This window comes from Sunxiuqinia sp. sy24 (genome assembly GCF_052677165.1).
In genome coordinates, this window is record NZ_JBQYLH010000006.1 from 200,955 (window position 1) to 213,608 (window position 12,654).

The 12,654-nt window shown below is 44.4% G+C and carries 10 protein-coding genes and 2 pseudogenes; 10 read left to right on the forward strand and 2 right to left on the reverse strand.

What is annotated here, in order from left to right:
• Positions 1 to 132 precede the first annotated feature (132 nt).
• Complete coding sequence (locus tag ACUNWA_RS07595) at positions 133 to 708, reverse strand: RNA polymerase sigma-70 factor (protein WP_445591294.1); 576 nt, start codon at positions 706 to 708, stop codon at positions 133 to 135.
• Positions 709 to 958: 250 nt separating this feature from the next.
• Here ACUNWA_RS07595 and ACUNWA_RS07600 point away from each other — a divergent pair, with 250 nt between their 5' ends.
• Complete coding sequence (locus tag ACUNWA_RS07600; protein ID WP_445591295.1) at positions 959 to 1,831, forward strand: AraC family transcriptional regulator; 873 nt, start codon at positions 959 to 961, stop codon at positions 1,829 to 1,831.
• Positions 1,832 to 1,956: 125 nt separating this feature from the next.
• On the opposite strand, the gene ACUNWA_RS07605 is transcribed toward ACUNWA_RS07600, so the two are convergent.
• The gene (locus ACUNWA_RS07605; RefSeq protein ID WP_445591296.1) at positions 1,957 to 3,204 is read right to left on the reverse strand and encodes a tagaturonate epimerase family protein; all 1,248 of its coding nucleotides are present in this window, start codon (positions 3,202 to 3,204) and stop codon (positions 1,957 to 1,959) included.
• Positions 3,205 to 3,403: 199 nt separating this feature from the next.
• Between ACUNWA_RS07605 and ACUNWA_RS07610 the strand changes: the two genes are divergently transcribed.
• The 9 genes and pseudogenes from ACUNWA_RS07610 to ACUNWA_RS07650 form a co-directional block, all read left to right on the forward strand.
• A complete protein-coding gene (locus ACUNWA_RS07610) occupies positions 3,404 to 4,519 on the forward strand; it encodes a LacI family DNA-binding transcriptional regulator (protein ID WP_445591297.1) in 1,116 nt (371 codons plus the stop codon).
• Complete coding sequence (locus ACUNWA_RS07615; protein WP_445591298.1) at positions 4,506 to 5,357, forward strand: SDR family oxidoreductase; 852 nt, start codon at positions 4,506 to 4,508, stop codon at positions 5,355 to 5,357. Before ACUNWA_RS07610 ends, ACUNWA_RS07615 begins: the two co-directional genes overlap by 14 nt.
• Positions 5,358 to 5,451: 94 nt before the next feature.
• Positions 5,452 to 6,534: a PfkB family carbohydrate kinase gene (locus ACUNWA_RS07620; RefSeq protein WP_445591299.1), complete on the forward strand. Its 1,083-nt coding sequence runs from the start codon at positions 5,452 to 5,454 to the stop codon at positions 6,532 to 6,534.
• A gap of 142 nt (positions 6,535 to 6,676) precedes the next feature.
• Positions 6,677 to 7,011: pseudogene (locus ACUNWA_RS07625) on the forward strand (four helix bundle protein).
• A 58-nt stretch (positions 7,012 to 7,069) separates the two neighbouring features.
• On the forward strand, positions 7,070 to 8,359 hold the full coding sequence (locus ACUNWA_RS07630; protein ID WP_445591300.1) for a lactate racemase domain-containing protein: 1,290 nt from the start codon (positions 7,070 to 7,072) through the stop codon (positions 8,357 to 8,359).
• Between the two features lie 52 nt (positions 8,360 to 8,411).
• Positions 8,412 to 9,407, forward strand: coding sequence for a Gfo/Idh/MocA family protein (locus ACUNWA_RS07635; protein ID WP_445591301.1), 996 nt, complete (start codon positions 8,412 to 8,414; stop codon positions 9,405 to 9,407).
• Positions 9,408 to 9,516: 109 nt separating this feature from the next.
• A complete protein-coding gene (gene pdxB, locus ACUNWA_RS07640) occupies positions 9,517 to 10,644 on the forward strand; it encodes a 4-phosphoerythronate dehydrogenase PdxB (protein ID WP_445591302.1) in 1,128 nt (375 codons plus the stop codon).
• A 38-nt stretch (positions 10,645 to 10,682) separates the two neighbouring features.
• Positions 10,683 to 12,134, forward strand: a complete 1,452-nt coding sequence (gene gnd, locus ACUNWA_RS07645; RefSeq protein WP_445591303.1) for a decarboxylating NADP(+)-dependent phosphogluconate dehydrogenase — start codon at positions 10,683 to 10,685, stop codon at positions 12,132 to 12,134.
• A gap of 333 nt (positions 12,135 to 12,467) precedes the next feature.
• Positions 12,468 to 12,654, forward strand: a pseudogene (locus tag ACUNWA_RS07650) (transposase); the annotation flags it as partial.

Here is a 12,654-nt window from a genome sequence, read left to right on the forward strand (position 1 = left end):
GTTAAAGTCAAATTACCCTATCGAAAAAACATTTTCCATCTAAAAAACACGATAACACTAATTCACAGCACCATACAGAAACATGGCTATTTCTACAATTACAAGAAGCTGCGTTAAAAAGGACAAGCTAGATTAGAAAAACACAAGCGGAAGATAATGACGAAGAGATTTTCGAAGCAACTTGAGCGTTTTTGTAATATTGGCCTCCACTGTTTTTAACGAGATATTTAATTCTTCTGCAATTTCCCGATTCTTCTTATTCTCATTGCGACTCATCTCAAATATCCGTCTTGTCTGCTTGGGAAGCTGCTCTAATGTCTTATCAATAATATGACTAATTTCATTAAAGGCCACAGGCGAAGTATCCAATTCACTAAGTGCTCCCTGAGTAATGAGCAGTTGACTGTATTTTAATGCATCTGCATGTTTTTGTATAACCTTAATATGCTCAATCTTTTTCAAACACTGATTTTTACATAAAGTATGCAACCAAGAAGAGAGATTCTTTATCTCAGAAAACCTGGCATAATCTTCCCAAATACAGGAAAAGACATCTTGAACAACATCACGGGCCATCTCATTATCATTCAAATAATGAAGTGCAAAATAAAACAAGCGGTCATAATACAACTTAAACACAACTCCATAAGCCAGCTGATCACCACCAGATAGCTTTAACAACAACTCCTTTTCGTTCAGTGTATTCAACTTTGACAATCCCCCCTATTAAATTGAAGTTCATTCATATAGAAAAAAACAGCTCCCCAAAGCCTTAAGTATCTCCCAAATTAATCGAGATCTTACAAAACTTCGACTGACGCTGTTTTTTATCCTACTTCCCACACACTTACACATTCAATTAGTAACCGAACAAACTTAAACGACAAGACAATCGGATTCAAGTACGATCCTTTCGATTTTTTATACTATTTTCACATTTAAACAAAAAACATCAGCCATGGAGATGTTATATGAGAAAGTATCTATTGCTCCCGAAAGCTTGGTTATCACTCGTTGGAATAAAAGCCAGCATTTTATGATGCCCATGCACTTTCACGACGAGTATGAAATCATCTATATAGAAGAAAGTTACGGAACAAGATATGTTGGCGATTCAATAGAGCCTTTTCAGGAAGGAGATTTGGTATTGGTGGGTAGCAAACTCCCCCATACTTGGCAAAGCAATGAAATTTTCATGAAAAAACTCCCCACGCACGCCGTAAAAGCAGTTGTAATCCAGTTTGGATCGGATTTTTTTGAGCAGATTAATCGTTTCCCAGACCTTCAGCATATCTCGAACATGCTAAAGCTTGCGCAACGTGGCATTGCTTTCTCGAATAAGATAGCCCTTAAAAACAGAAAAGCCTTAATCCAATTACCTGATGCAAAACATGGATTCCACCGTTTAATGTCCATTTTAACGATACTACATAATCTTGCTTCAGATAGAAATTACAGCTTATTGGCATCTTCTGCCTTTCAAAATATTGACAAAGAGAGCTCACTAAATCGAGTGACCCAAACCCTTGACTTTATAGCCAAAAATTACACACAAAAATTAACCCTTGATGATATTGCCGGCAAATTCAACATGAGTATTTCTGCATTTTCCAACTATTTTAAACGCAAAACAGGAAAAACAGTCATCAACTACATCAATGAATTAAGAATATCCGAAGCATGCAAATTACTCTCACAAACCGATAAAAGTATTGCCGAAGTTGCATTTGAATGTGGGTTTAACAATATTTCAAATTTCAACCGCACTTTTAAAGGAATCACGAGCAAAACCCCAAAAGAATATCGACAACTCTGGTCGAACATAACCTAACATCCAGATTTAACACCAATTCAAATTCTTGCACTTCTTAAGCAAAAGGCATTTTAATCTATGAAGAATCTGGAATTAACCTTCGTTAAATAAAGCCGATCAATTCCAGACACTTCAAACTGCTACTACAAATTAAACAACCGTTTCAAGTGGCGATCATAGATATTTTCTTCTACGCAGGCTCCAACCACATCTGCATTTTTCTCCAACAACGAATAATAACGCTCTCCCATTTCGGCAGCAACTTTGTACCCGACGTGAATTAGTTGGCGAAAATTCAGGTTGTAATCCGGGTGACCAGGAATATGTCGAAGCGTGTTGGCAAATTTTTCGCTCGTCCACCCATTCACTTCATCGGCAGAGGGCAACTGAGCGTCGTCAATATCGATTACATCGGCATACGGGCCACATAACTCTTCTTTACGCCCCAAGGCGCTGGTATAAATCTCTTTGGCCACTTCTAGCGCTTCACCTCCGGCCACTGCCAGTCCAATCACTTCTTCCAGCCAAGTAGTTCCAGCGGTTTTCACATGCAGCCCTTTATCGTATTTATTAATGACATCAGCCATAATCGGGTAAATTGAAAACTTATCGCTGCCCGAATGGACGCTCAGTTTCAAATCAGTCGGCAAACCAAATTCCTTCACCGCATAATCAATAACCAGCACATCTTCTTCAAACTCTTTGGCAAACTGATCCAAATCACCCACGTAATCCACTCCTTTATTAAAGCGCCCGGTAAACTTAGGCGCGATCGTTTGTACCGACACTTTTCTATCTGCCAGCATTTTCAAAGTAAAAAACAGGTCGACAGGGGTTTGTGGCAAATCCACTTCATCCATCGACACCTCGGTAATAAACTTACCTACCCCTTTCTTCTCTACCAGGTACTGATAAATGCTAGCTGCCTGATCGGTTGCTGCTAAAAACTTGCCGGCAATAGCAATCAACAACTCTTCATCCACTTCTATAGGCTGTGCAATGCCCGGAATTTGAAGGGCTCCCTTGTATTTTTCGCTCGAAGCCAGAAAAGCCTCAATGGCTTCTTTTGAGCTTTCATTTCCGATAAAAGCAGCCACATCAAGGGTGAAAAAGTCAGATACTTCAACAAAAGGAGCCACCGTAGTCAGGTTGATGTGGTCGGCATCCACAAAGTACGGTTTATTCCAGCCCAAAGCTTTCACGGCAGCATCAGCTTCCAAACGTACATCAACCGGAACTGTTTTAACAATACCGTGCTCGCGGTTTGATTTATTCCAAACCGGACTTACATCGATCCCAGCTTGATTGGCCTTGCTAATTGCTCTCAACTGAGCTTCACCCTGGTACGAAAAACGATCGCCAACACCAAAACTATATTTACTTAATTTCATGATCTATATTTTTAATTGATATTCTAACGCAGTCTGTCAACAGTGAAAAAAGCCCTCCGTGTTCGCACACGAAAATAGATCATTTCTTGTTCTCAGCCATAGAAAAAATCAAAAATCAATCGAAAAATGTTATAAAATACTTTTAACCGTGTTCGCACACGAATATAGGAAAAATTACATAGCTTTGTTGGATTAAGATATGTTTAACGAAAAAAGGAAAGTTATCAAACCGACAAGAAGAATACGAATTAAGGACATTGCCGAAAAGGCCAATGTATCCATCGGCACGGTTGACCGGGTAATTCATAAGCGTGGCGAGGTTTCACCAGCCACACGCGATAAAATCATGAAAATCATTGAAGAACTCGACTACCACCCGAATATACTGGCGAGCACGCTGGCCTCCAAGAAAGTGTATTCGTTGGGAGTAATAGTCCCCGAACCACAAACAGAAGAAGCTTACTGGAACAAACCGCTAATTGGAATTAGCCGGGCTTTTAATGAAATTCAGCAATACGGCATCGAAATTGAAATTCATCAATTTAAACAGAATGATGCGGCAGACTTTAAAGCCAAAGCGGAGCGATTGTTGGAAAAACCTTACGACGGCGTGGTGCTGGCTCCTTTCTTTTCGCGCGAATCCAAGGCGTTTATCCAGAAACTGGAAGAACGTGATATTCCTTTTGTCTTCATCGACTCGAACATCAAAGACAGTAGTAAATTAAGCTACATTGGACAAAACTCCTTTCAAAGTGGAACTTTGGCGGCTAAACTACTCGACTTCTCGGTTCCAACTGATGCGGCCATTCTGGTAGTTCACGTGGCCAAAGAAATGGACAATCAAAACCACCTAATGCAGCGGGAAATGGGTTTTTACAACTATTTCAAGGAAAAGAAAACCCTATCGGACAGGAAAATAGTTACTGTTGAAATCAACGATGCGGCCGCTGATCATTCTTTTATTCAACTCGAAAATGAAATTCAAAAAATTGGAAACGTAAAAGGAATCTTTGTAACCAATTCGCGGGTTTACAAAATTGCCGAATTTCTGGAAGCACATCCCATTCCGGATCTTCGCCTGATAGGCCATGATTTAATACCCAACAACTCCAAATTTGTGAGAAACGGCATTGTCGACTTCCTAATCTGTCAACGTCCGGAAGAGCAGGGCCATCAAGCAATTATCACCCTGTTTCAACATCTCATTCTGAAGAAAACAGTGGCTTCGGAAAACTACACTTCAATCGATATTATAACGAAAGAAAACCTGGATTTCTACCAGGAATTTAATACAAATAATTATGGAACCAATTAGTTTTAAAGACCTAAGCGGCAAAGTATGTGTCATTACAGGTGGCGCCGGCGTTATCGGACTTGAAATGGTAAAAGCCATGGCCTCGGTGGGTGTTAAAATTGCGATTGCCGACATTCAAAAAGACCGGGCAGAAAAAGTAGCCGCTGAAATAGCCAGCGAATTTAATGCCCAAGTGATCGGCGTTGAGGCTAACGTATTGGATAAGGCTTCGCTTGAAAAAGCCAATGAAGCAATCAAAGAAAAACTGGGGCCTGTTGAAATCCTGATCAATGGCGCCGGAGGTAACCATCCTTCTGCTACAACCAAAGTAGAACAGCTATTAGAGGAAAATCTTGACAATTTGGAAGATACTTTCTACGGATTGGAGATGGACGGCTTCGACAAGGTTTTTGCCTTGAACTTTAAAGGCACACTGCTTCCCTCCATGGTGTTTACCCGAGACATGCTGAAAAACAAGAAGGGAGTCATTCTGAATATTTCTTCCATGAACTCCTATAAGCCTTTGACTAAAATTCCGGCTTACTCCGCTGCGAAGGCATCGGTCAATAATTTTACCGAATGGCTTTCAGTGCATCTTGCCAAAATGGGCATTCGCGTTAACGCCGTTGCCCCGGGCTTTTTCATTACCAATCAAAACCGTTTTTTGGTGATGGATGAAAAAACGGGCAACTTCTCCTCTCGCGGACAAAAGATCATAGACAACACACCCATGGGTAAATTTGGCGAACCTGAAGATTTACAGGGAGCCACGCTTTTTCTAATTTCCGACATCTCCCGCTTTATCACCGGAATCGTACTCCCGGTTGATGGAGGCTACAGCGCCTTTGGAGGCGTATAATTTTATTATTGGTCATTTTTTGATCACCTAATGGCTAATTATCTAATCATAAAAAATCTAACAATCTAGTCTCTAATATCTAATAATCTACAGTATGAGTCTCGAACTAAAAAATAATTGTCAATATTCCTTATTGGTCCCTACAAGCATGGGGGTGCGCATCACCCCAATCAACGGTCAGCCTGTACACGCCAGCGACACCTTTAAAATGCAGGCCACCAGTGCTGAAACCAATGTGGCCAGCATCGCTTCTTTTCTTGGCTTGCCAGTTAAAGTACTCACCACCTTTGTAAAAGGAAGCCCCATTGCCCAATTCATAAAAAGCAACCTAAAAAGTCGCCACATGGACTACGAAGGGCCGGAAGTGCCCCAGAGCGATCCGTGGGGTTACCGCCACCAGTTTAATATTGCCGACAGTGGTTACGGTTCTCGCGGGCCACGGGTACAAAACGACCGGGCGGGTGAAGTAGGACGCACCCTGAATGTGAAGGATTTTGACCTGGAGCGTATTTTTGGAGTAGAAGGCGTGCAAATCGTCCACCTTTCCGGCTTAATTGCGGCCTTGTCGCCCGAAACAAGCGCGTTCTGCCTGGAGATTGCGCGAGCAGCCAAAAAACACGGCACCCGCATTTCCTTCGACCTGAACTACCGCGCTTCATTCTGGAAAGGTCGTGAGCAGGAACTACGCGCAAACTTTACCGAAATTGCATCCGTATCAGATATACTGATCGGCAATGAAGAAGATTTTCAGCTTTGCTTGGGCATTCAAGGTCCTGAAGCTGGCGGTAAAGGAATTGAAGCTGAGATTGAAGGCTTTAAAGGCATGATTGGCCGGGTAAAAGAAGCCTTCCCCAACGCTTCCGTTTTTGCCACTACGCTCCGCGAAGTCGTTAGTGTCAACGAACATTTGTGGGGCGCCATTATGCTGGAAGGTGAAAACAACTGGCAAGTTATTGAGCCCCGAACCATCAACGTATTAGACCGCATTGGCGGAGGCGATGGCTTTGTTGGCGGCTTGCTTTACGGAATTCTGAAGGGCTGGGATGCCGAAAAATGGCCTCAGTTTGGATGGGCCACCGGAGCCATGGCCACCACCTTCCTGACCGACTATGCTCAACCCGCCGACGAAGAAATGATCTGGAGCATCTGGGAAGGCAACGCCCGGGTGAAAAGATAAGAACGAGAAAGGCAAAGGCGAAGGAACAGACTGGGGCGAAAAAATGACTTGAAGTATTACTTGTCAAACCCCCGTTGAAATCATTCTAGTTACTGACGTAATAAATTCCGACATGAATAAAAAGTTTAATGATTTTAGAGATATGTCCGTTTGGCAAAAAGCTTTTGCCTTGCTCGTCGAAGTCTATAAAATTTGTAAGATTTTTCCGCAGGACGAACGCTATGCATTAACAGATGATTTGAGACGAGCTGCCAATTCAGTCGTCCATAATCTGGCAGAAGGCTATGGGGATTCGAAACAAAAGATAAATCCCGATTTTATAAATTTTCAAGAGGAAGTTCTTTTGAAGCAATGAGCCAGTTATTAGTCGCCGAATCTCAACGCTACATTAATTCTCAACAAGCAGAAGAGCTAATTAGCAAGTATAAAGAAGTTATTGAGGAAATTAATGCTTTAATCTTCTTTTTAGAAAAATAACCCAAACAGGAGGACCCACTTTTGTCTGGGCCTTTGCCTGTGCCTAATATTAAATGAAATGCTTTATTATGAAATAGGTTCAACAGAACATGAATTAACCGCGGACGACCTTAAGAAAGGCCTGTACACGGCATTGGACAAGCTTAGCGGAATTAACAAGGTGCTGACTATTCCTCCGGATTATACGCGCTTACCCAGTCGTTCGGGAGAACTAACCGAATTTACCTGGCAGTACTATGGTGAAAAACTTACCGATGTGCTTCCGGCCTTAGGCACCCATTCGCCCATGACCGACGAGCAAATTGCCCACATGTTTGGCAGCTTGCCCAAATCACTCATTCGTGAGCACGACTGGCGTAATGATGTGGTGAATGTGGGTGAAGTTTCGGCCGAATTTGTCAAAGAGGTGTCGGAAGGAGCTGTCGATTTCCCATGGCCTGCACAAGTCAACAAGCTTTTGCTTTCCGGAAATTTCGATTTGATTCTATCCATCGGGCAGGTCGTTCCGCACGAGGTGGTTGGCATGGCCAATTACAATAAAAATGTGTTTGTAGGCACGGGTGGCGTAGAAGGAATCAACAAAAGCCATTTTGTAGGCGCCGCTTATGGCATGGAGCGCATGATGGGACACGCCGACACACCAGTACGCAAGATTTTCAACTACGCCTCGGAGAACTTCACCAATCACCTGCCGCTGCTGTATGTGCAAACGGTGGTTGGCTTGGACAAAGCCGATGGCAAGGTAAAAACCCGTGGCTTGTTTATTGGCGATGACTACGAAGTATTCGACAAAGCCGCCAAGCTTTCGCTGCAAGTCAATTTTGAGATGCTGGATAAACCCTTGAAAAAGGTCGTTGTATGGCTCGACCCTACCGAGTTTAAGTCAACCTGGCTGGGCAATAAGTCGGTTTACCGCACCCGCATGGCCATTGACGACGAAGGAGAACTCATAGTATTGGCGCCGGCACTAAAAGAGTTTGGCGAAGACAAAGAGATTGACCGCCTGATTCGGAAGTACGGCTACTTTGGAACACCGGCTACCTTAAAAGCCTGCGATGAAAATGAAGAACTCCGGAATAACCTCAGTGCAGCAGCTCACCTGATTCATGGTTCTTCCGAAGGCCGTTTCAGCATTACTTATTGCCCAGGCAAAAAGCCGGGAAACCTGACCAAAGAGGAAATTGAAAGTGTCGGTTTTCAGTATGCTGATATCGATGAAATTACAGCTCGCTATAATCCGCAAGAGTTGAAAGATGGTTACAACAGCTTGCCCAATGGCGAAGAAATTTTCTATATTTCCAATCCCGCAATTGGCTTGTGGGCTTTTAAAGATCGGTTTAAATACTAGATGCTGGATACACCGAGGAACATTATAAGTTTAGACCTTTAAAATTTAAAACATGAAACTTGACAACATAAAGTGGGGCATTATTGGCTGTGGGAATGTGACAGAAATGAAAAGCGGACCAGCTTTTCAAAAAACAGAACATTCCAGCTTGGTTGCTGTCATGCGACGTAACAAAGAGAAAGCGGCCGATTATGCCAGGCGGCATGGCGTTCCGAAATGGTACGATGTGGCCGACGACCTGATTCATGATCCGGAAGTGAATGCCATTTACATCGCTACCCCACCCGACACCCACGCCAGCTATGCCATTCAGGCTATGCAAGCTGGCAAACCGGTGTATGTGGAAAAACCCATGGCGCTGAATTATGCCGAGTGCCAACAGATGATTGAAGTCTCGAAAGAAACCGGCATGCCACTCTTTGTTGCCTACTACCGGCGCACCTTGCCTGCTTTCTTAAAAATGAAGGAACTCGTGGAAAGTGGCGTCATTGGCACGCCGCTTAGCGTAAGCATCACGCTCGTTAAAAGCGCTTCAGAACAGGACAAGAACGCATCGGACGCCAATTGGAGGGTTGACCCCAAAGCAGCGGGTGCCGGCTACTTTTTCGATTTGGCCTCGCATCAGTTCGACTATCTCGATTTTCTTTTTGGCCCCATCGCTAAGGTAAGCGGACTGGCCGTTAACCGGGCTGGTTTGTATGAAGTTGAAGATACCCTTGCTGCCAGCTTTTCGCTGGAAAGTGGCGTTGTTGGAACCGGTCTATGGAGCTTTGTTGCTGATGAATCGGCTACAAAAGACGACCTGGAAATCATTGGCACAAAGGGGAAAATTAACCTCCCCAGTTTTCAGCATACCGATTTACTGTTAACGACTGCCAAAGGCACGCTAAGTTTCAGTTTTCAAAATCCGGTAAATATTTCGCACAACCTGATTAAACAAGTAGTACAAAGCCTGCGGGGGGAGGCCGAATGTGTCAGCACCGGGGTTTCTGCTGCCCGCACCAATTGGGTCATGGAAGAAATCATTAACGATTATTATCAATCGTAGCCTTGCTGCCTAAAACGGAGAATGACAATTAAGAGAATCTGTTTTTATAAATTTGAAAAACGAACAGCCACATATTTCGCTCACAACCATGTGGTTTCAAAATAGAAAAATGAAATTCATTATTGATGATAAAATACCCTACATCAAAGGTGCTTTGGAGCCCTTTGGAGAAGTGGTTTATTTACCGGGAGCCCAAACAACTCCGGAAGTTGCTCGGGATGCCGATGCAATTATCACCCGCACGCGCACCATTTGCGACGAAGCCTTGCTTAGCAATTCAGCGGTAAAAATGATTGCCACAGCAACCATTGGCTACGACCATATTGACACCGATTATTGCCAACAAGCAGGTATTGAATGGACCAACGCACCGGGCTGTAACAGCAAGTCGGTGGAGCAGTATGTGCTTTCGGCTTTGCTGGTACTGGCTAAAAAGAAAGGCTTCGAACTGAAAGGCAAAACCATAGGAATTGTAGGCGTTGGCCAAGTGGGATCGAAAGTAGCCCGTGTTTGCGAACTACTCGGAATGAACGTGCTGCTAAACGATCCGCCACGCGAGCGCGCTGAAGGACCCGAACTGTTTGTAAGTTTTCACCAAATCATGGCTAAATCCGACATCATTAGCTTCCATGTACCTTTAAGCATGCACGGCGAAGATGCCACCTTTCATATGGCCGACACCCTGTTCTTCGAGTCTTTACAAAGAAGTCCGATCATTTTAAATACCTGCCGGGGCGAGGTAGTCGATACCTTTGCAGCCGAAACAGCCATTGAGCGCGGACAAGTTTCGGGCATGGTACTCGATTGCTGGGAACGGGAACCGCAGATTGACCGCAACCTGCTGCAGTTGGTCAATTTGGCCACACCGCATATTGCCGGCTATTCCAAAGACGGAAAAGCCAACGGAACAAGCATGAGCGTGCAAGCCATCAGTCGGTTCTTCAAACTAGGAATTGATGACTGGCAGCCGCAGGAAGTGGACCTGCCGGAGCAAACAAAAATTCATTTGAATGGTTTAAATCGCACAGAAGAGGCCATCATTCGCGAAGCCGTGTTGTTCACCTACGACATTCGGGAAGACGACCAGCGTTTACGCTCACAACCAGAGCTATTTGAGCAGCTGCGTGGCGATTATCCGGTTCGGCGCGAGTACCCGGTCTTTCGCATCACCCACGAGCAGGTGGATGCCCAAATCCTTGAGAAATTAAGAAAACTTGGATTTAATATCATCGAATAAAATTCAGAAATAATTAAAGACAATAAACAAAAGATACCATGAAAAAATTAGCAGACATCGGTTTAATTGGGTTAGCCGTTATGGGCGAAAACCTGGTTTTAAACATGGAAAGTAAGGGCTATACCGTAGCCGTTTATAACCGTACGGTTGAAAAAGTAGATAAATTTGTCAAAGGTCGTGGCGCCGGTAAAAATTTCATCGGAGCACACTCCATCGAAGAGCTTTGTGCCTCGCTGGAAAAACCCCGTAAAGTAATGATGCTGGTGAAAGCCGGACAACCGGTTGATGACTTTATCGAGCTGATTATTCCACACCTGGAAGAAGGCGACATCATCATTGACGGCGGAAACTCACACTTCCCCGACACCATTCGCCGCACCAAATACGTTGAGAGCAAAGGTTTGCTGTACATCGGAACAGGGGTTTCGGGTGGCGAAGAAGGTGCGCTGAAAGGACCATCGATGATGCCCGGTGGATCGCCTGCCGCATGGCCCGCTGTAAAAGACATTTTCCAGTCGGTGGCTGCCAAAGTAGAAGATGGCTCTCCCTGCTGCGACTGGGTAGGTGAAGATGGCGCCGGCCACTTTGTAAAAATGGTACACAACGGCATCGAGTACGGCGATATGCAAATTATTTGCGAAGCTTACCAGCTGATGAAAGAAATGCTGGACATGAACGCCGACGAGATGCACGAAGTGTTTAAAGAGTGGAACAAAGGCGATTTGGACTCCTACCTGATTGAAATTACCCGCGATATTCTGGGCTATAAAGAAGACGGCGAAGCACTGGTGGAGAAAATTCTGGATACGGCCGGACAAAAAGGAACCGGAAAATGGACCGGCGTTTCGGCACTCGACCTGGGTATTCCGCTAACCTTGATTGGAGAATCGGTATTTGCCCGCTGCTTGTCAGCTCAAAAAGATTTACGCGTAGAAGCATCGAAAGTGATTGAAGGCCCCAACGTGAAATTTGAAGGCGACAAAGCCCAAATGATCAACGACCTGAAAGATGCTTTATTTGGAGCCAAAATCATTTCGTATGCCCAGGGATACAACCTGATGATGGAAGCTGCCAAAGAACACAACTGGAACCTGAATTATGGCGGCATTGCCCTGATGTGGCGTGGTGGCTGTATCATCCGCTCGGTCTTCTTAGCCGATATCAAGACCGCATTCGACAAAAACCCGACATTGGCCAACCTGCTGCTTGATCCTTATTTTAAACGAAAAGTAGAAAAAGCCCAGGCCGGATGGCGTCGTGTTTGTGCCACGGCCCTGTCGTACGGAATTCCGGTTCCTGCTTTAACATCGGCCCTTTGCTATTTCGATGGATTCCGCAGCGAACGCCTGCCAGCTAACCTGCTGCAAGCGCAGCGCGACTATTTCGGAGCACACACATACGAGCGTACCGATAAGCCACGTGGCGAATTTTTCCACACCAACTGGACGGGCCGTGGCGGCGACACTGCTTCGACCACCTACGATGTGTAACAGCGCATTTAACACGAAATAAAAAAAGAAAGCCACTTCCCGGAAATGAGAAGTGGCTTTTTCTATTTTTGATCAGCTCCCTAAGGCCTCAGCTCCAATCTTAAACGGATGCCGTGCAAAAGGCCTTTTTTACTAAATTTCGGAGCAGCGAGTAGATTGAAGATCGAGAAACGGGGATAAGTCCATAGCCGAAGTGAAACACCCGGTTTACGTCAACACCGCGTTCAGCCACTGTGGAGTTGCTACATTTGGTTGGACGGTAGGTTAAGTATTATTTTATTTATCTACATTATGAGTCCTATGAGAAAGAAGTTTGACAAAGAATTTAAGAAAAAAACAGTTTATATCATTCTGGGGCATACCATGGAGGGGCAGAAAGATTTGTTAGGGATGTATATTCCGGAGAGCGAAAGTGCGCGATTCTAGCTTAGCGTGCTGACTGTTCTTCAAAACCGGGGAGTACACGATGTGCTGATTGCTTGTATGGATAACCTCAAAGGCTTTACCGAGGCGATAGAAG

Coding starts and splice junctions, on each gene's coding strand:
- ACUNWA_RS07600 (WP_445591295.1), top strand. CDS start 959: ATGGAGATGTTATATGAGAAAGTATCTATTGCTCCCGAAAGCTTGGTT.
- ACUNWA_RS07605 (WP_445591296.1), bottom strand. CDS start 3,204: ATGAAATTAAGTAAATATAGTTTTGGTGTTGGCGATCGTTTTTCGTAC.
- ACUNWA_RS07610 (WP_445591297.1), top strand. CDS start 3,404: ATGTTTAACGAAAAAAGGAAAGTTATCAAACCGACAAGAAGAATACGA.
- ACUNWA_RS07615 (WP_445591298.1), top strand. CDS start 4,506: ATGGAACCAATTAGTTTTAAAGACCTAAGCGGCAAAGTATGTGTCATT.
- ACUNWA_RS07620 (WP_445591299.1), top strand. CDS start 5,452: ATGAGTCTCGAACTAAAAAATAATTGTCAATATTCCTTATTGGTCCCT.
- ACUNWA_RS07630 (WP_445591300.1), top strand. CDS start 7,070: ATGCTTTATTATGAAATAGGTTCAACAGAACATGAATTAACCGCGGAC.
- ACUNWA_RS07635 (WP_445591301.1), top strand. CDS start 8,412: ATGAAACTTGACAACATAAAGTGGGGCATTATTGGCTGTGGGAATGTG.
- pdxB (WP_445591302.1), top strand. CDS start 9,517: ATGAAATTCATTATTGATGATAAAATACCCTACATCAAAGGTGCTTTG.
- gnd (WP_445591303.1), top strand. CDS start 10,683: ATGAAAAAATTAGCAGACATCGGTTTAATTGGGTTAGCCGTTATGGGC.